The following is a 20,119-nucleotide window of genomic DNA, read 5'->3' on the forward strand; positions in this document are numbered from 1 at the left end:
ACTGGGCATCCCGATTTTAAATAATCGTTTCATTCGGTATGGGGGGATTGATGTCTAAAATTGATTTCAAGCAAAAATTGAATTACCAGCGTAAGTTCAATAAGTCTTCTGCCAATTCCGATGATGAAGAGTATGTGAACCGTCAATTTGAGAGCGATCGGGGCCGGATTATCAATTCAGCGGCCATCCGGAGATTGCAACAGAAAACCCAGGTATTCCCGCTTGAGCGTAATGCTGCCGTGCGCAGCCGATTGACACATTCTCTTGAAGTACAGCAAATAGGGCGCTATATCTCCAAAACCATCATTGCAGAGCTGACCAAGCAGAATTTACTGAAAAAATATGGATTAAGCGAGCGCTTGCAGGCTTTTGAGAGCCTGGTTGAGATGGCTTGCCTGATGCATGATATCGGTAATCCACCGTTCGGGCATTTTGGTGAGGCAGCGATTAAGGATTGGTTTTCACGCCGATTAGATCCCAATTATTTACCTAATGAGGAAAACCGGCAGGATAATTGTCAGGTAGCGGCTTTGTTTTTGTCGGGGTTGCCGGGAGAAGAAAAGAGAGACTTGTTCCGTCGGCAATTGCGTAAAGATTTATGCCAGTTTGAAGGAAATGCCCAGGCAATCCGTCTGGCACATAATCTGCTCAGATTGAATCTGACCTATGCCCAGATTGGCTGCATTTTAAAATATACTTGCCCGGCTTATCGTCTGGAAGCGTCACCGCCTGAATTCAATTACTTGATGAAGAAAAAAGGTTATTACTGGTCAGAAGACAGTTTTATCCGTGAATTGAGAAAAGAGTTGCAAATGGGGGATTCTTGCCGTTTTCCGCTGACATACATTATGGAAGCCGCAGATGATATTTCCTATTGCATTGCCGATCTGGATGATGCCGTTGAAAAGGGCATTTTTAACGTTGACCAACTGGTGGAATACCTGAAAAAAGAGTGGGCAGAAAACGGGGGCCACAGAAAAGGGGATTTGTTTGAAACGACGGTGACGCAAGCTTACAAGAAAACAACCAATAATGAAGTACGCCGCAATGTCCATGAACAGTTTTTCATGTATCTAAGGGTATTTATCACGGGAAAACTGGTGCCTTATACAGCAAGGTTGTTTATTGAGCATTTGCCGGAAATTTATGCCGGTACATTTAATCGTGCTTTGTTGGAAGGGGATGGGGAAGAGTACCGTTTATTGAAAACGTTGAAAAATGTTACGCGTAAACAGGTTTTCAATCATCCGGAAGTGGAAGAGTTAGAGTTGCAGGGCTACCGGATTATTACCGGGTTGTTGGATGTGTATAATCCGTTGCTGACGCTTTCCCGCCAGGATTTTACAGTGCTGCACCAGAATAATTTCCACGATAAGTTCTTTATTGAAACGCGTTTGTTGCACAAACTTTCCACGAAGCATCGTCTGGCTTATAGCGAAGCGGTGGAGGGAATGGTTGCCACTGATGAATCAGAAAAAGATATGCTCGAATTTTATTATCGGGCACGCCTGATCCAAGATTACATCAGTGGCATGACTGACCATTACGCTTACGAAGAGTACCGCAAGTTTATGGTAACGAAGTAACGGGCTGGGCTGCCTTGAGAATACTGGGGGCTGCGGCAATGACATGATCGATTTCGTCCATGAACTCCAGAAGCTCCGGCTCGAGGTCGATCAGCGCAATGCCTTGCAGAAGCTGGCTCTCAACTGACCCGCAAATGGCTTTCAACTGGGGAACACCGCTGTAGCAACAGCTGCCGTGTAATTGGTGGGCATGATGTTGCAAACTTTTGCGGATGGTTTCGCCATCAGTGGTTGCCGTTGTGCTATCGGCAGCTAAGGCCTGTTCAATGATATCTTTCATTTTGGGTAAAGTGTCCACAAGCATTTCCAGCATCTCCCGCGCTAATGAGGCCTTGCCGGCAGTTTGTTGCAAGGCGGCATCCCAATCAATGATGGTTGGTTTCTGCTGCGGGTTATATTGATTCAGCAATGCCTTCAGCCGCTTTTCATCCAGCGGTTTAGTCAGGCAATCCCGGAATGGGCTGTTTTTTGATTCATAAAAGGCATTGGTTTCCCGGCAAGTAAATGCCGTAACCGCCACAATGGGTGTCCGGGCATGTTGAGGCAATTGATGGATTTGCTCAGAGGTCTGAAAACCATCCATATCTGCCATTTGGATATCCATCAGAATCAAATCCAGAGCGTGTTCTTTCGCCAGTGCCAATGCTTCCATGCCGTTACTGCACAATAAGGTATTCTCAACTTGCTCACTTAATAGCGCACCAATTAATTTCAGGTTTGCAGGATTGTCATCAACAGCCATGACGGTCATGGGCAAGCGTGATTCTGTCGGAGGGACAGTGCAGTATTCTGGCAGTGAATTGAATAAAAGTTCTTCTTTTTCCAGCCAAATGTCAAAGTAGAATACCGTACCTTTGGCGACCTCACTGGTGAAATCAATTTCGCCCCTCATTTCATTGACCAGCCTTTTGGTGATGCTTAAACCCAGCCCGGTTCCGCCATAATGACGGGTAATGCTGGCATCAGCCTGATTGAAGGCCTGAAACAGAATGGGGCGGTATTCCGGCTTGATGCCAATGCCTGTATCGGTGACGGTAAAGTCAATCTGGATGAGATGGTGTTGTTGCTGACGTAATTTGATATCCAGCGTCACATTGCCTTTGTCGGTGAATTTAATGGCATTGCCGATCAGGTTGGTCAATATTTGTTGCAAACGAATGGGATCACCCATCATCAGGTTCGGCAGTTTTTCATCGATGTGGTGGTATAACGGGAGGTTTTTCGCACTGGCTGTGGGGGTCAGCAGTTTGATAACGTCATTGACGGTATCCCTCAGCAGGAAAGGGACTTGATCCAACACTAATTTGTTGGATTCCAGTCGCGAAAACTCCAAAATATCGTTGATGATTTTCAGCAGATTATTGGCTGACCTGTCTATGACATATAAGTATTCCATCTGTTGGGGGGTGATGGGGGTTTTTAACATCTGACGGGTAAAGCCAATCACGCCATTAAGCGGAGTACGTAATTCATGGGACATATTCGCCAGAAATTCGGTTTTTATCCTGACCGCTTCCTGTGCCCGTTTTTTGGCAATAGTCAGTTCGACATTTTGGATTTCCAGCTGTTCCATCGTAATTTGCAGGTCAGACGTCGCCTGATCGATATGCAACTGCATCTCATGCTTGTACTTTGACAGTGATTCCGCCACCGTATTGATACCATTTTGCAGCGCCGCCAATTCGCCCGGCATAGCACCGGTTACACGGCTGTTGACCTGCCCCTGCCGGATGCGGTCCACTGCTTTGACCATACAATCCAGCGGTTGTGTCACCTTGCGTACCAGCACATAGGCAAATAAGGCAGTTCCTCCCAAACAAAGGATCAGCAGAATGATTGATGTGGCAATTTCTTTGTATTGTTGGAGTTGGGCGGCGCGTAAATCCAAATCAATCGCAATATAGCCGATGGGTTGGGCATTATTATTGGCGGAATTATTCCACTGATGGGAGGAAAGCGTTTCTGAGATAATGGGCATCCTCAGAATGATGCTATTACTGTATTCCGTTTTGGATAATGTTGTTGGGATGGGTTCACCAGGGCTGAGCCGCAGGAGATTGACATCATATTTGTTATTCGAAATATCGAATAATTTATGCTGTTCATCAAAAATCGCAATTGCCCTGACAATTTCAGAATTACGGCGATGCAGGCTATTTATCAATGTCTTGACGCGCTTGTGGTTCTCCAGATTAATGCCGACTTCGCTGGCAATGGATAACGGTTCAATAATGCTGATACCACTGCGGACGATCAGGCTCTTTAACTCGTAATAGCGGTATGAGATAAATGATATACTCACAAGGGTTCCGACCAGTAAAACAGGAACCAATATCAGGCTCATCATACGGGTGCGTAGGCTATATTTGGTCATAGGCGTCCATTGTGGGAAAATCAAAACTCAATTTTTCAAAGTCAGTCAGAATCATGGTGCAATTTTACTCCCCAAATCGTCGTTCCGTAAACCGAGGCATTATTTCCGTCACCGCAGATAATCTCGATGCACAAGGACAAGGCATTGCCCGTCATCAGGGAAAAACTATTTTTATTTCAGGATTGTTGCCGGGTGAACAAGCCCAGATCCAACTGACTGAAGAAAAGCGCCAGTTTGCCAAAGGAAAAATCGTGAAACGGCTATCCGACAGCCCTGATCGCGTATCCCCGCCTTGCCCGCATTTTAAAGTATGTGGCGGGTGCCAGCAGCAGCATGTCGCCAGTGAACTGCAGGCCAATACTAAGGCCTGCGTGCTGGAGCGCCTGATGCAGCGGGAAACCGGCCTTAATATCAGCGCTCATCCCATTATCCACGGCCCGGAATATGGTTATCGGCGCCGTGCCCGGCTGGGGCTGCAATACAATGCTAAGCAACGCGCATTATTCATGGGATTCCGGCAGAACCAGACCAATGATTTGGTGAATATCAAACATTGCCCTGTTATGCGTCCTGAACTGGAACAGTTATTGCAGCCATTATCCCAGTGCCTGAACAGCCTGAATGCCGTTAAGCGATTGGGGCATGTTGAATTGGTGCTGGCGGATAATGGTCCGTTAATTGTATTGCGCCATCTTGATCCATTAAAGCACGAAGATAGGGAAATATTGCGCACTTTTTCGGTGCAGCACAATGTATCACTGTATCTGGCGGCAGGTGATGACAACCCTCTTGAGCCTCTTTCCGAGGGGCAACCCGGCCCGTGGTATCAGGTCGACGGCTTAAAACTGGAATTCAGCCCACAGGATTTTATTCAGGTTAATGATGAAGTTAACCAGCAAATGGTATCACAGGCATTGGCATGGCTGGATTTACAGCCGACAGACAGGGTTCTGGATCTGTTTTGCGGAATGGGGAATTTCACTTTGCCGATTGCGGCTAAAGTCCAGTCAGTTGTTGGTGTGGAAGGGGTTGCCGCATTGGTTGCGAGTGGGCAATATAATGCGCAACTGAATGAATTAATGAATGTCGATTTCTTTCATGAAAATTTAGAGTCGGATATTCATCGGCAGCCCTGGGCTGCGCTGGGGTTCAACAAAGTATTGTTAGACCCTGCCAGAGCAGGTGCTGCGGGCGTCATGCCCCATATTGTAAAACTGGCCCCTGAAAAAGTGGTCTATGTTTCTTGTAACCCCACAACTCTTGCACGGGACAGTAAAGCTCTGTTGGAGGCGGGTTATCATCTTGTCAGTGTGCGGATGCTGGACATGTTTCCGCACACCAGCCATCTGGAGTCCATGGCACTATTTATCAGGCACGATTTATCAGGTGTGGGTGATTAGTCGCGAACTCATGGCCTTTCACGAATAAATGGCCTTTCGCGAATTAATGCTCTGCCATGAACCCGTGGTCATTGAGTAGGGAGAAATTATGGTTGCAGTCAGAAGTGCGCATCTCACACCGGCAGGTGAATTTGCTGTCGATAAGTGGATCGCGAGTTTAAATATCACTAATCCACAATCCAGTGAAAAATTGGCTGAAACATGGCGTTACTGTCACGAAAAAGTCCAGGATCACCCCGATGCAGAACTGTTGCTGTGGCGTGGTGTGGAAATGGTGGAGATCCTGTCCACATTGAGCATGGATAATGACAGTATGCGCGCTGCGCTGCTTTTTCCCATTCTTAATGCCAAGCTACTCGATAGCGAAACAATGACAGAGACGTTTGGCAACTCCATCACGAATCTGGTCAATGGTGTTCTGGAAATGGATGCCATTCGTCAGCTTAAGGCCACGCATACCGATGCAATCTGTTCAGTGCAGGTCGATAATGTTCGCCGGATGCTGCTGTCGATGGTGGAAGATTTTCGCTGTGTGATCATCAAACTGGCAGAGCGCATTGCCCATTTGCGGGAAGTGAAGGATGCCAGTGAAGATGAGCGCGTACTGGCAGCCAAAGAGTGTTCCAATATTTATGCCCCCCTTGCCAACCGCTTGGGGATCGGGCAATTAAAGTGGGAACTGGAGGATTTCTGCTTCCGTTACCTGCATCCCGATGAATATAAAAAAATTGCCAATTTGTTGCATGAACGCCGGATTGATCGAGAGCAATATATCGAAAAATTCATTACCACTTTGCGTAAGTATATGTTGAAAGAGGGGATCAACGGGGAAATATACGGGCGTCCCAAACATATTTACAGCATTTGGCGCAAAATGCAGAAAAAGTCGCTGGCCTTTGACGAATTGTTTGATGTGCGTGCCGTGCGGATTGTTGTCGATCGTTTGCAGGATTGCTACGCCGCATTAGGGATTGTACACACCCACTATCGTCATTTGCCGGATGAGTTCGATGATTACGTTGCCAACCCAAAACCGAACGGGTATCAATCCATTCATACTGTGGTGTTAGGGCCAAATGGCAAAACCCTCGAAATTCAGATCCGTACCCGCCAGATGCATGATGATGCCGAGCTGGGCGTTGCCGCACATTGGAAATATAAAGAAGGCACGGCAATTGGCGGCGGCAAATCCGGCAGTTATGAAAGCCGCATTGCATGGTTGCGCAAACTGATTGCATGGCAGGAAGAGATGTCGGATTCCGGCGAAATGCTGGATGAAGTGCGCAGTCAGGTGTTTGATGACCGGGTTTATGTCTTTACGCCAAAAGGGGATGTGATTGACCTGCCAATCGGTTCTACGCCGCTGGATTTTGCCTATCATATCCACAGTGATGTCGGGCATCGTTGTATCGGGGCAAAGATAGGCGGTCGGATCGTTCCTTTCAGTTACCAGCTCCAAATGGGCGATCAGATTGAAATCATCACCCAGAAACAACCCAACCCCAGCCGGGATTGGCTGAACCCGAACCTTGGCTATGTCACCACCAGTCGTGGCCGCGCGAAAATCCACAATTGGTTCCGCAAGCAAGATCGTGACAAGAATATCATTGCCGGCCGCCAGATGCTGGACAACGAACTGGCCCATCTGGGGCTCACACTGAAAGAAGCTGAAAAAGAACTGATCGCCCGTTATAACGTCCATTCATTGGAAGAAGTATTGGCGGGGATCGGGGTTGGTGACATTCGTATCCATCAGTTGGTGAATTTCCTGCAAAGTAAATTCAACAAAACCACGGCGGAAGAAGAAGATCGCAAGGCGCTTCGCACACTGGAAAACAAAGCCCATTCCGCCCGCAGTACCTCGAAAGACAATGGCCGGGTTGTTGTCGAAGGCGTTGGCAACCTGATGCATCACATTGCCCGTTGCTGCCAGCCCATTCCGGGGGATGAAATCATCGGGTTTATTACCCGTGGGCGCGGGATCTCCATTCACCGCTCTGATTGCGACCAATTGGTTGAGCTGGAAGCCAGCTCACCGGAACGGATTGTTGAAGCCGTTTGGGGCGAAAGTTATTCCAGTGGTTACTCCCTTGTGGTACGGGTAGTGGCTAATGACCGTAGCGGGTTATTGCGGGATATCACGACCATCCTCGCCAATGAAAAAGTCAATGTGCTCGGGGTCAGTAGCCGGAGCGATGTGAAACAGCAGCTTGCCACCATTGATATGAATATTGAGATTTACAACTTACAAGTGCTCGGTCGGGTATTGGCAAAGCTCAATCAATTGCCCGATGTCATTGAAGCCAGACGTTTACACGGTAATTGATCAAAATATGGATAAGATGAAACCTATTTCTATTGAACGGCTTAAAGGGGTGATGGCGCAATTGCGCCATCCCGAAAATGGTTGTCCCTGGGATAAAGTACAGACTTCTGCTTCGATTGCACCCTACACGCTGGAAGAAACTTATGAAGTCCTTGATGCGATTGAACGTCATGATCCGGATGCCCTGAAAGAAGAGCTGGGTGATCTCCTGTTTCACATTGTGTTTTATGCACAGATGGCCGAGGAACAGCAACAGTTCGATTTTGATGATATTTGTGAGGCGGTATGTGACAAACTGGAGCGTCGGCATCCTCATATTTTCAATCAACAAGCCGGGATCAGTGGCGAAGAGGCAATAAAGAGCTGGGAGCAGCGCAAATCAGCGGAAAGGGCTGAAAAAGATCAGCATTCAGTATTGGATGACATTCCTGCCAGTCTACCGGCGCTCATGAAAGCTTATAAAATCCAAAAACGTTGCGCTTCAGTGGGGTTTGACTGGGATACACTCGGCCCTGTGCTGGATAAAGTCTATGAAGAGATTGATGAGGTGATGGACGAAGCGCAGCAGGCCGTGATTGATGAAGCCCGACTGGAAGAAGAATTGGGGGATTTGCTGTTTTCAGTGGTCAACTTATCCCGCCATTTGGGGCATAAGCCGGAGATGGCTCTACAAAAGGCCTGCCATAAATTTGAACAGCGTTTCCGTAACGTTGAAAAGCTGATCTTCGACAAAGGCTTGTCACTGGAAACTGCTACTCCGGAAGAGATGGAAGAAATGTGGCAGCGAGTTAAAAATCAGCACACTTAAGGCAGCAAGAACGGAGAACAACGGAAAATAGACAGGAAAATGCGAAAGGGATGTCGCATAAATGGCTGAATATTCTGAATCTGGCGAAAAAATTTTAGCCTAATAACCTGATGAATTTAAAGAAAAATCAGTATGCCCATTTCGCTGTATCGCGGATTGTCCGGCACTTTAACCTGCTCAGATGGTTTGTAGCGAAATTAAGGTTAGGGTATACTGCTTTCCCGTCCTGTTATATTCATCATTCTTTTAAACCTAAACTTTCAGGTTCAGCATGAAAACTAATTATATTTTTGTGACCGGCGGGGTCGTATCCTCTCTGGGTAAAGGCATTGCCGCAGCCTCTTTGGCGGCTATACTCGAAGCCCGTGGACTCAATGTCACCATTATGAAACTGGACCCGTATATCAACGTTGATCCAGGTACAATGAGCCCAACCCAACACGGGGAAGTTTTCGTGACCGAAGACGGCGCTGAAACTGATCTTGATTTAGGTCATTACGAACGTTTCATCCGAACCAAAATGACACGCCGCAATAACTTCACGACCGGCCGTGTCTACTCCGAAGTGCTGCGCAAAGAACGCCGTGGCGATTATTTGGGTGCAACCATTCAGGTTATCCCTCACATCACCAATGAAATCAAAGACCGCATTATTCGTGGCGCAGAAGGCCATGATGTTGTGCTGGTGGAAATTGGCGGTACTGTCGGTGATATCGAATCCCTGCCATTCCTGGAAGCTATCCGTCAAATGGCGGTTGAAGTGGGTCGCGAAAATACCCTGTTCATGCATCTGACTTTGGTGCCTTACATGGCGGCTGCGGGCGAAGTGAAAACTAAGCCAACCCAGCATTCTGTGAAAGAGCTGCTGTCCATTGGCATTCAGCCGGACGTGCTGATTTGCCGTTCAGACCGCATTATTCCTGCTAATGAGCGGGCAAAAATTGCGCTTTTCTGTAACGTACCAGAGAAAGCGGTTATCTCTTTAAAAGATGTTGATTCCATTTATAAAATCCCAGGCCTATTGAAATCTCAGGGCTTAGATGATTATATTTGTAAACGATTCAGCATCGAATGCCCGGAAGCGGATCTGTCTGAATGGGAACAGGTCATTTATGAGGAAGCCAACCCATCAGGTGAAGTCACCATTGGGATGGTGGGCAAATATGTTGAATTACCCGATGCTTATAAATCAGTGATTGAAGCACTGAAGCACGGCGGGCTGAAAAATCGCCTGACTGTCAACATCAAACTGATCGACTCACAGGACGTTGAAACCCGTGGTGTTGAAATGCTGAAAGGCCTGGATGCGATTCTGGTACCGGGTGGCTTTGGTGGCCGTGGTATCGAAGGCAAAATTATGACTGCACGTTATGCCCGTGAGAACAAAGTCCCTTATTTGGGGATTTGTTTGGGGATGCAGGTGGCTCTGATTGAATTTGCCCGTAACGTTGCGGGGATGGCTGGTGCCAATTCCACTGAATTTGAGCCTGAATGTAAGTTACCGGTTGTTGGTCTGATCACCGAATGGCGTGATGAAGACGGCAACCTAGAAGTACGTAGCGAAGAGAGTGATCTCGGCGGAACGATGCGTGTGGGTGGTCAGCTGTGTCATTTGACTGAAGGCAGTCTGGTTCGTCAGCTTTATGGTCAGGATGACATTGTTGAGCGTCATCGCCATCGTTATGAAGTGAACAATTTGTTGTTGCAGCGCATTGAAAATGCAGGTTTGCGCATTGCAGGCCGTTCAATCGACAATAAACTGGTAGAAATCGTTGAAAATCCGGCGCATCCGTGGTTTGTGGCGTGTCAGTTCCATCCAGAATTCACTTCAACGCCTCGCGATGGTCATCCGTTATTTGCAGGCTTCGTCGAAGCCGCAGGCAAATATCAGAAAGGCCAGTTGAAATAAGATGTGGGGCAATGGGTGGTTTTAAGCTCGCGCTTGTGAAGTTCATGCTTTTTAAGCGAGTGGTTATCAGCTTTGACCTGTTGCCCGAAATTTAACTTGTGACTTGAGGAAAACCTAATGTCCAAAATCGTTAAAGTGCTTGGCCGTGAAATCATCGACTCCCGTGGTAACCCAACTGTAGAAGCAGAAGTGCATCTGGAAGGGGGCTTTGTTGGTCTGGCTGCTGCACCATCAGGTGCATCAACAGGTTCACGTGAAGCGCTGGAACTGCGTGATGGCGATAAATCTCGCTTCATGGGTAAAGGTGTATTGAAAGCTATCTCTGCGGTTAACGGTCCGATTGCACAGGCTCTGGCTGGTCAGGATGCGAAAGATCAGGCTAACATCGACAAGATCATGATCGAGCTGGATGGTACTGAAAACAAATCTAACTTCGGTGCTAACGCGATTTTGGCCGTTTCCCTCGCGAACGCCAAAGCAGCGGCAGCAGCGAAAGGTATGCCGCTGTACGAGCACATTGCTGAGCTGAACGGTACCCCGGGCAAATTCTCTATGCCTCTGCCAATGATGAACATCATCAACGGTGGTGAGCACGCTGACAACAACGTTGATATTCAGGAATTCATGATCCAGCCGGTTGGCGCAAGCACACTGAAAGAAGCTGTGCGCATGGGTTCTGAAGTTTTCCACAATCTGGCAAAAGTGCTGAAAGCAAAAGGCATGAGCACGGCGGTGGGAGATGAAGGTGGCTACGCGCCAAACCTGGAATCCAACGCAGCAGCACTGGCTGCCATCAAAGAAGCTGTTGAACAGGCGGGTTACGTACTGGGTAAAGACATTACTCTGGCGATGGACTGTGCAGCGTCTGAATTCTATAACGAAGCAACCGGTAATTATGAACTGAAAGGCGAAGGCAAAACCTTCACTTCTCAGGAATTCACCCATTATCTGGAAGGCCTGACCAAAGAGTTCCCTATCGTTTCCATTGAAGATGGCCTGAACGAATCTGATTGGGACGGTTTTGCTTACCAAACTAAAGTACTGGGTGACAAAATCCAGTTGGTTGGTGACGATCTGTTCGTAACCAACACCATGATCCTGAAAGAAGGCATCGAAAAAGGTATCGCAAACTCCATTCTGATCAAATTCAACCAGATCGGTTCTCTGACTGAAACTCTGGCTGCAATCAAGATGGCAAAAGATGCGGGTTATACTGCGGTCATTTCACACCGTTCCGGTGAAACTGAAGATGCAACCATTGCTGATCTGGCAGTAGGTACTGCGGCAGGCCAAATCAAAACTGGTTCTATGAGCCGTTCTGACCGTGTTGCGAAATACAACCAGCTGATCCGTATTGAAGAAGCATTAGGTAACCGTGCACCTTTTAACGGTCTGAAAGAAGTGAAAGGCCAGGCATAAAATAGCCAGCCAGATACGCTAAAAAATAAATATTTTTTATGTTTCGGCGAAAGGGTCTAGGCTCTTTCGCCTGTTACACAAAAGAAAATTTTATTCTTTGTGGTGATTATATACACAGTTATTACATGAAAGTGTGATATGGCAACAGAAAATAAGCTTGTTTTTTGATCAACCTTTTAGAAATTAGACAAATCCCGCGTAGCAGATCCCAAAATCACACAACTCATATTTTCTTCCTTGTTGATACTCCTTATTATTTCACATGTAATGTAATTCTTTAACATTTATGGCAATGATTCATTAATTATTCTTTTTACATTACAGAGTTATGTTTCATTGTTTTATGGAGTCTTCATGGACGCTTCTGAATCTTTAACCCCAGCGGTTGGGCCTACCCCTTTAAATAAAAGAGGCTTAATTATTCTCGCGCTGGATATCATCTTGCTTGTAGTCCTGCTTAAGTTTTTGCCTTATGGAGAAAAAGCAAACGCAGGGTTGGCATTGATGGCATTTGTTGGTGTGCTATGGTTGACGGAAGCCATTCACGTTACGATTACTGCACTGTGTATTCCAATTCTGGCTGTTGGGCTGGGATTGATGGGGACCAGTGACGCGCTGAAATCTTTTGCGAACCCGATCATCTTTTTGTTTTTCGGTGGATTTGCACTGGCAACGGCGTTACATATCCAGGGCCTGGACAGACTGATAGCGAACCGTTTACTGGTTATTGCCCGTGGACGCTTGTCTGTTGCGGTATTGCTGATATTTGGCATCACAGCGTTACTTTCTATGTGGATCAGCAACACGGCAACGGCTGCTATGATGTTACCTCTTATCCTTGGTATTTTGGCTAATCTGGATGTGCGCTCTGAACGCAACACATTTGTATTTGTTCTGTTGGGAGTGGCATACAGTGCAAGCATTGGTGGTTTGGGAACATTGGTTGGCAGCCCGCCGAATGCGATTGCAGCGGCACAATTGGGTATGGATTTCGTCACATGGATGAAATACGGTGTACCGATGGTGCTTATTCTGTTGCCGGTTATGGTTGTTCTGATGTACATCATGCTGCGCCCGAATCTGAACCACAAATTTGATCTGGAATTAGAGCACCTGCAATGGAATGGCAAGCGTATCATTGCCATGATGATTTTCCTGTTGACTGTCGTGTGCTGGATTTTCAGTTCATTAATCAGCGATGCGCTTGGTGGCATTAAAGATCTGGATACCATTATCGCAGTCAGTGCTGCCATTCTGATTGGCATTACAGGTGTATCAACATGGTCACAGATTCAGAACAACACTGAATGGGGCGTATTGATGCTGTTCGGTGGTGGCCTGACATTAAGTGCTGTCCTGAAAGATTCGGGAGCCAGTGAAGTCATGGCAAATGGTATGGCGGCAACGTTTGGTACAAGCCCCTGGTTTGTGATCATAGTTGCGATTGCGACATTTATTATCTTCCTGACCGAATTCACCAGCAACACTGCGAGTGCGGCGCTGCTTGTACCTATCTTTGCTACCGTTGCAGAAGCACTGGGGATGCCAGTGATGGTATTGACCATGATCATTGGTATTGGTGCATCCTGCGCATTTATGCTGCCTGTTGCAACGCCACCGAATGCGATTGTTTATGGTTCTGGTTATATCAAGCAATCTGAAATGGTCAGGGTCGGCATCGTGCTGAATCTGGCGTGCATTGCCATTATTTCTGGGATCGCCTGGTTATTCTGGTTGTAATCATTAACTTGGGTTTTGGTTAATCAAAATCTTAATTGCCTGAGATACAGCAAAGTTCTCCTTGAAGAAAACTTTGCTGTATCTCAGGCTTGGTTGATTCATCGAAAACGGGTTGTTGCATTGGTGATTCTGTTCTTAATTTGATTTCCCATTCTCCTGATATCATTTTATATTCTTCCCCAATACTTCCCCAATACTTCCCCAATACTTCCCCAATACTTCCCCAATATTGAGATTGGTGAGTCAAACTCAAAACACACGAATTTCTATTCCCAACTCAGTACCGTAGCGTAGTAAACGGTTATAGGCCGTTTGTTGGAGCTACGTGCTGCTTTTATTTTAACATTTTAACAACATCTACTATACTTTATTATCACATGGACTCAATTTTAATCATTTATCACTCTCTTCTATGTTCCTGAGGATTAAATGGGAGCTCCTGCACTTGAAAACCATTGGATATAAACATAACGGACATGGTGGATATCGAAAATAGTGGATAGGTAGCGAAGGAAAGGGAATTGGGTGAAAAACTTTTTGAAAAAATAAATAAATTTACCTCTTAGGGGGTTATATGAAAATAGTAAAACTACTCACGTTATTATTTGTTTTATTTTTATACGCGACTCAATCGCTGGCTGTTGTCTTCTTTTATCGAGTGGATTATCGTCCTTTTACAAGGATTTCGGCTAACAATCCCCCAGGGTTTAACGCTTGGGGGACGAATGATGATCTCTTGAGGCATGTTGAGGGGGCTTCTTTGGGCGGTTCTAATCCAACATCCCCTGCTTCTGAGCAGTCAGCTTTTATTTCGACAACATCCGACTTAAACCAAGCTATTAGCTTAGGTGAAACAATTACTATTAGTGGTATTGAAGGCCTGGGAAGGTTGCCATTTTATATTTATGAAATACGTCCAACTGATAATTTTTATAGTGTTGAACGATCATTTAGATATTATGAGCAGCAGACAGGCGATACGGAAATTTACAATCAAATGTTGGCGGCTTTTGGTGATCAACGTGAATACGCAGCCTATCTTCATATTCCTATTGCGCAAATTCACCGAGTGATTCGATATAATTATAATGCCGAAAGGAATAGGTATGAAGTGGCACAAACTGTCGACAACGAGGATTATGTGGATGCACCGACAGGGCCGAATCCCGGACCTTACCCACGAATACCGGCTTCTGGACCCGCAGCATATTTACCACCTGACATTCTTTGTACCATCAGTCTCAATAATTCCAGCAGCATGTCGAGATTTTTCACCCGTTCCTTGTCTGAGCCTGTCGATTACGTAACAACGATGAAAAATCGGAAACGCTGTCATATTATGATGGAGGAAATGTCTGGCATATCTGATTTATTGCTTGATTGAGCTTTTAACACTGCGCCTGACTTGGCTCTGTTTTCCTTATTGCATGATAAAAATGGCCACCTATTAAGTGACCATTTTTTGCAAAAATACTTAAAAGTATTCTTTGTAATTCATTAAAGTATATTACGTTTTTCCACACATTCTTTTCCCAGAAATACCAATGATTATGTATCGAAAATAAAAGTTCGGAGACACTGCCATGATATATCAGGAACAATGAGTATTATTTCTATGATGATTTCTGATAATTGATGATGCTGTCAAGTTATCTATTTTGGGTTCTATGCTTCCTGTGTAGCGTGCTATATTTTGAAACTCATTATGCATCTGCCATTTTCTATATTTAAAATAATCATTTTTTGAATAATATTAATTGTAAGGAAATAGCTATGTTTATTGCGATTTATCGATTCAAAGTTTATCCAGGGATGGAAGAAACGTTCGTTAAGGCCTGGAAAAAGAGAACGGAAGGGATATATTTACTTTCTGGCTCGTTAGGCTCCAGATTGCATAAAGATAAATCAGGAGATTATATTGGATATGCCCAATGGCCAACAAAAGAACAATGGCAAAGTTTAGGGCCGAAACTCATTGATAGTGGCGATTACCCTGAATATCAGGCTGCCGGGGCAGAGATGCGAAAATGTCTCGAAAAATCAGATACGCTCTTTGAGCTGGAATTGAAAGCTGATTATTTACATAGCCTTCCATTTTCTTTTAAATAAGGTTGTGGTGATTTTTAAGATCACCCTCTTTATCGATGGTGATCTTATTGTTATTGATACATTAATTGTCTTCAGTACTAATCTTTAGTACTAATATAGATATTTTTCACTTCAGAATAAGCGTCTAACATCATCTTATGTGTTTCACGTCCCAGCCCTGACTTCTTATAACCCCCGAAAGGGGCATGGGCAGGAAGTTCATGGTAGGTATTGATCCACATACGGCCTGCTTTCACAGCCTTAGAAACACGTAAGGCCCGGTTAATATCCTGTGTCCAGACTGCTCCGGCAAGACCATATTCGGAATCATTGGCCATTGCGATCACGTCTTCTTCATGGCTGAAGGGGATAACACATAATACAGGACCGAAAATTTCTTCCTGTGCAACTCGCATATTATTAGTGACATTCGTCAGAATAGTCGGCTGGATAAAGAAGCCATCATCATATCCCTCACCTGTTATACGTTTTCCGCCAGTCAGCACGGTCGCACCTTCCTGCTTGGCGAGGTCGATATAGCCTAAAATTGTTTTCATTTGTTCTTCGCTGACCTGACTCCCCATTTCTGTTTCGGCAGACATAGGATCACCGACTTTGACAGATTCAAATACGGTTTTCAGCGATTTCAGGAATTCATCGTAAATATCTCGGTGCAAGAATAATCGAGAGCCGGATTCACAGGCTTGCCCCTGATTCAGCAAAATCGCATTGGCGGCATACGTTACTGCCTTTTTCATATTGGCATCAGGGAATACGATATTGGCAGATTTCCCCCCCAATTCCAGTGTCGCAGGGATCAACCTCTTGGCCGCAGCGGTGGCAACGTTGTAACCGATTTCTGTTGAGCCGGTAAAGGCTACCTTGTCAATGCCGTCATGGTCGAGAATAGCCTGACCGACAACTGAGCCACGTCCTGTAACGATATTGACAACGCCCGCAGGTAGAACCTCATTCAGGATACGGCCCAATTCGAGTAACGTGATTGGCGTCAGACTTGCCGGATTGATGATAATGGTGTTGCCTGCGGCAAGGGCAGGGGCAATTTTCCAGGCGGCCATCAACAACGGGAAGTTCCACGGAATAATTTGTCCGACGACCCCAAGGGGTTCTCTGATTACTAAGCTGAGTGTATCTTTATCGATAATATCGGAGGCGTCAGAATGTGCACGGATCACACCTGCAAAATAACGGAAATGATCAATAGAGAAAGGAATATCAAAATTGCGGCACAGCTTTTGAGTCTTACCGCCATCCAGTGTTTCCAGCGTGATAAAACGTTCTGCTTCAGCTTCCAGCCGGTCGGCAATTTTCAATAACAGAGTTTGCCTTTCCGCAGGAGAAGTGTTGCTCCATTCAGGCAAGGCCTTTCGGGCTGCTTTAACGGCAAGCGCGACATCATCGGCATTGCCCGCAGCATATTCTGTCAGTAATTCCCCCGTTGCCGGGTTATAGCTTTTCATCGTATTTTTAGAAAGACTGTCGATCCATTCTCCATTAATCAACATCTTGTAAGATCTAGCCGGTAACAATTCTTTGGCAATATCATGTAACATTTTCATTATATTCTCCGGGTACTTTGTTTTTTTTGTATGCTAGGACATATATTCAAGATTGATTATCGGATTAAGTCTTAATTATCTAATAAATATGAATCTAAATATAATAGATGAGTATCAATAAATGAGGCACATGCCTGACAGGAATATCTCCCGCAGGTTTACATTTTCTGCGAGAAATTATTTTTCTGTTAACCTGAAAACGCGATTGCTCGCCAATATTATTTTCTGTGATAGCAACAAATACGTTTGGTTTTTTTATTTATTTTATTATGTTTTTACTCAGTACTATTTAATGGTTTCATAATTGAGTGTTTTTTTTGAGCCAATGAAGGAATTTATTGTCCAATAATAAAAAATTAGAGATGAAAACTTTATTAATTTGACTTCTGCTATTATTATATTAATGGTAATGGCCGAGGTTAATCATGAGAAAATTGTTAGTCATTTGTTTTCTGGGATTTGTGTTGACAGGATGTGATAATCCATTGAGAGTTGATGGGTCAAATGAAATAACAGTAAAAATGACCATTGAAAAAATCAGGGATTCTTTATCAGAGGATAAAAAATTACAATTCGATGATGCATTGAATATCACTATGCTTAATAGTATTGATTTTGATGATTTACTTAAAGATAACAAAAATAGCAATAGTTATCATATCAATGTCGATAAGTTGGAACAGAAATTTATTCATTCCCTTCATGGGAAAACAGCAGATCAGATAATAGAAGACGCTGAGCGAATCAAATCAGAAAATAAACACAAAATTCATTGAATGACAGATAATGATCACTCTGGTGAATCAGTTTCCCTGAAAATGGAGTCATTGTTATTTGTCTATTTTTAGTTTTTCTCCACACTGTCGACAAACATAGCAAACGCTTCCCTTGAGGACTTTGTTGTGTTGTCTGACGGTCAGCTCATGTTTTTGGCAGCAACAGCAATAAGTGAATATTTGACTGCGCACTGAATGTACGGAAAATTGGTGGGTTCGTTCCGCAGGGGCATTGAACACGTTTTCCATAATGAAGCGCCACTCTTTTCCGTGCGGAGCAACTTTGCCAAACTGGTAATAAGCCAATAAATGTGCCAGTTCATGGGGAATGACCTGATCAATGAATGCTTGTTTGTTTTCGTTCAGCAAGATTGGGTTCAATCGGATTTCCCAATCCTGCAACCGGGCACTACCCGCAATTGTTCCTCGCTGGCGGTAGCTGATACTGGGTTCAGGAAAGTCTTTTTGTAAAAAATGATTCGCCTGTGCCAGTTTTTGTCGCATGGTGTCCATAACGTTTTGCTGTAGGGAGGGGGAAACACTGGTGGATTTCATAATGCCGGAATAGGTTCCTTATCTCTCATTGGTTGCACAGTTGATTGATATCCGGATAAGTTCGCATGGAATAACAAAAAACCCGCAAAATTTGCGGGCCTTGGTCGTTAGCAAAGAATTATTTCAATCCTGCTGCTTCACGTAGAATGTCTGCTTTATCTATTGCTTCCCATGGGAACTGCTCACGACCGAAGTGGCCATATGCCGCAGTATCACGGTAGATTGGGTGAAGCAGATCCAGCATCTTAATCAGGCCATAAGGGCGCAGATCGAAGAATTCACGAACTAACTGGATCAGTGTTGAAGTTGACACTTTTTCAGTACCGAATGTTTCCACCATGATAGAGGTAGGCTCTGCAACACCGATAGCATAAGAAACCTGGATTTCACAGCGATCTGCCAGACCTGCTGCAACAATGTTTTTGGCGACGTAACGCGCAGCGTAAGCCGCTGAGCGGTCAACTTTAGAAGGATCTTTACCAGAGAATGCCCCGCCACCATGACGTGCCATACCACCGTATGTGTCGACAATGATTTTACGGCCAGTCAGGCCACAGTCACCCATCGGGCCACCGATAACGAAACGGCCGGTCGGGTTGATGAAATATTTAGTCATCGGGGTCAGCCATTCTGTTGGCAGGACTGGCTTGATGATTTCATCCATGACAGCTTCTTGCAGCGCTTTTTGATTAATATCTTCTGAATGCTGGGTAGAAAGCACAACGGCATCAATGCCAACAATTTTGCCATTATCATACTGGAATGTGACCTGGCTTTTTGCATCAGGGCGCAACCATGGCAGCGTGCCGTTTTTACGCACTTCAGCCTGACGCTCGACTAAACGGTGTGCATAAGTGATAGGCGCTGGCATCAGAACATCAGTTTCATTGGTTGCATAACCAAACATCAGCCCCTGGTCACCGGCACCTTGTTCTAAAGGATCTGCACGGTCAACACCTTGGTTGATATCTGGGGACTGTTTACCGATCGCACTGATGACGGCACATGAATTAGCATCAAAGCCCATATCTGAACTGGTATAGCCGATTTCACGTACAGTACGACGAGTAATTTCTTCAATATCAACCCAAGCACTGGTCGTGATTTCTCCACCAACCATAACCATACCTGTTTTGACATAAGTTTCGCAGGCAACACGCGCTTTAGGATCTTGTTCTAAGATTGCATCAAGGACAGCATCGGAAATCTGATCAGCAATTTTATCTGGATGTCCTTCCGATACAGACTCAGAAGTAAAAAGATGTGTAGTCATTATATTTCATTACCTTAAATATAATTTTGGGTTTAAAGGCGAATTGATTCAGGGCGGATGTTTTACCATCTAGACGGCTATTTTAAGTCACTATCGCTAATGTTACCAGTCTTTTTAATTTTAAATAGCTTTTGTGGTGTGACATTTTAGCTTTCTGTACTAAAAACGATGGGGGGTTTCTTATTTAATTTACTTCAATTTCATTTTGCAATTTTGTCAGATTACAGGTATAAACTGCGCGCGTAACTGAATTCGTTTTTTTCTTAAAGTTACAGGGCGTTTGCA

Annotated in this window: 15 protein-coding genes; 10 read left to right on the forward strand and 5 right to left on the reverse strand. The window is 45.0% G+C overall.

What is annotated here, in order from left to right:
- The first annotated feature begins 50 nt into the window (after nt 1-50).
- Nucleotides 51-1,586 carry a dGTPase gene (gene dgt / locus Xsze_RS08640; RefSeq protein ID WP_038242014.1) on the forward strand — a complete coding sequence of 512 codons (1,536 nt, stop codon included), beginning with the start codon at nt 51-53 and terminating at the stop codon, nt 1,584-1,586.
- Here the strand turns inward: dgt and Xsze_RS08645 are convergent.
- A complete protein-coding gene (locus tag Xsze_RS08645) occupies nt 1,570-3,960 on the reverse strand; it encodes an ATP-binding protein (RefSeq protein WP_038242012.1) in 2,391 nt (796 codons plus the stop codon). The genes dgt and Xsze_RS08645 overlap by 17 nt on opposite strands.
- A gap of 53 nt (nt 3,961-4,013) precedes the next feature.
- Here Xsze_RS08645 and rlmD point away from each other — a divergent pair, with 53 nt between their 5' ends.
- The 6 genes from rlmD to Xsze_RS08675 all read left to right on the forward strand — a co-directional run bounded on the left by rlmD (nt 4,014) and on the right by Xsze_RS08675 (nt 13,562).
- Nucleotides 4,014-5,360: a 23S rRNA (uracil(1939)-C(5))-methyltransferase RlmD gene (gene rlmD, locus Xsze_RS08650; protein ID WP_038242077.1), complete on the forward strand. Its 1,347-nt coding sequence runs from the start codon at nt 4,014-4,016 to the stop codon at nt 5,358-5,360.
- 88 nt (nt 5,361-5,448) lie between these two features.
- Complete coding sequence (gene relA / locus Xsze_RS08655) at nt 5,449-7,686, forward strand: GTP diphosphokinase (RefSeq protein ID WP_038242010.1); 2,238 nt, start codon at nt 5,449-5,451, stop codon at nt 7,684-7,686.
- A 7-nt stretch (nt 7,687-7,693) separates the two neighbouring features.
- On the forward strand, nt 7,694-8,494 hold the full coding sequence (gene mazG / locus Xsze_RS08660) for a nucleoside triphosphate pyrophosphohydrolase (protein WP_051462641.1): 801 nt from the start codon (nt 7,694-7,696) through the stop codon (nt 8,492-8,494).
- A gap of 271 nt (nt 8,495-8,765) precedes the next feature.
- Nucleotides 8,766-10,403 carry a glutamine hydrolyzing CTP synthase gene (pyrG, locus tag Xsze_RS08665; RefSeq protein ID WP_038242008.1) on the forward strand — a complete coding sequence of 546 codons (1,638 nt, stop codon included), beginning with the start codon at nt 8,766-8,768 and terminating at the stop codon, nt 10,401-10,403.
- A gap of 117 nt (nt 10,404-10,520) precedes the next feature.
- Entirely contained in the window at nt 10,521-11,822 is a 1,302-nt protein-coding gene (gene eno, locus Xsze_RS08670) for a phosphopyruvate hydratase (RefSeq protein ID WP_038242006.1), read from the forward strand.
- Nucleotides 11,823-12,176: 354 nt separating this feature from the next.
- Entirely contained in the window at nt 12,177-13,562 is a 1,386-nt protein-coding gene (locus Xsze_RS08675; protein ID WP_038242004.1) for an SLC13 family permease, read from the forward strand.
- 31 nt (nt 13,563-13,593) lie between these two features.
- Here the strand turns inward: Xsze_RS08675 and Xsze_RS21790 are convergent, their stop codons facing one another.
- Nucleotides 13,594-13,815 (reverse strand): hypothetical protein, encoded by a 222-nt coding sequence (locus Xsze_RS21790; RefSeq protein WP_143707578.1) that lies wholly within the window; start codon nt 13,813-13,815, stop codon nt 13,594-13,596.
- A 321-nt stretch (nt 13,816-14,136) separates the two neighbouring features.
- On the opposite strand from Xsze_RS21790, the gene Xsze_RS08680 reads away from it, so the two are divergent.
- Complete coding sequence (locus Xsze_RS08680; protein ID WP_038242001.1) at nt 14,137-14,946, forward strand: hypothetical protein; 810 nt, start codon at nt 14,137-14,139, stop codon at nt 14,944-14,946.
- A gap of 389 nt (nt 14,947-15,335) precedes the next feature.
- The gene (locus Xsze_RS08685) at nt 15,336-15,671 is read left to right on the forward strand and encodes an antibiotic biosynthesis monooxygenase family protein (protein ID WP_038241998.1); all 336 of its coding nucleotides are present in this window, start codon (nt 15,336-15,338) and stop codon (nt 15,669-15,671) included.
- Between the two features lie 77 nt (nt 15,672-15,748).
- On the opposite strand, the gene Xsze_RS08690 is transcribed toward Xsze_RS08685, so the two are convergent.
- Entirely contained in the window at nt 15,749-17,230 is a 1,482-nt protein-coding gene (locus Xsze_RS08690; protein WP_038241995.1) for an aldehyde dehydrogenase family protein, read from the reverse strand.
- 425 nt (nt 17,231-17,655) lie between these two features.
- Here Xsze_RS08690 and Xsze_RS08695 point away from each other — a divergent pair, with 425 nt between their 5' ends.
- The gene (locus Xsze_RS08695; RefSeq protein ID WP_038241994.1) at nt 17,656-18,006 is read left to right on the forward strand and encodes a DUF6694 family lipoprotein; all 351 of its coding nucleotides are present in this window, start codon (nt 17,656-17,658) and stop codon (nt 18,004-18,006) included.
- Nucleotides 18,007-18,060: 54 nt separating this feature from the next.
- On the opposite strand, the gene Xsze_RS08700 is transcribed toward Xsze_RS08695, so the two are convergent.
- The gene (locus Xsze_RS08700) at nt 18,061-18,561 is read right to left on the reverse strand and encodes a SprT family zinc-dependent metalloprotease (RefSeq protein ID WP_038241990.1); all 501 of its coding nucleotides are present in this window, start codon (nt 18,559-18,561) and stop codon (nt 18,061-18,063) included.
- Between the two features lie 118 nt (nt 18,562-18,679).
- Entirely contained in the window at nt 18,680-19,834 is a 1,155-nt protein-coding gene (gene metK, locus Xsze_RS08705; protein WP_038241987.1) for a methionine adenosyltransferase, read from the reverse strand.
- Nucleotides 19,835-20,119: the final 285 nt, after the last annotated feature.

Origin of the sequence: Xenorhabdus szentirmaii DSM 16338 (genome assembly GCF_002632585.1) — a bacterium.
In the GTDB taxonomy this organism is placed as follows: domain Bacteria; phylum Pseudomonadota; class Gammaproteobacteria; order Enterobacterales; family Enterobacteriaceae; genus Xenorhabdus; species Xenorhabdus szentirmaii.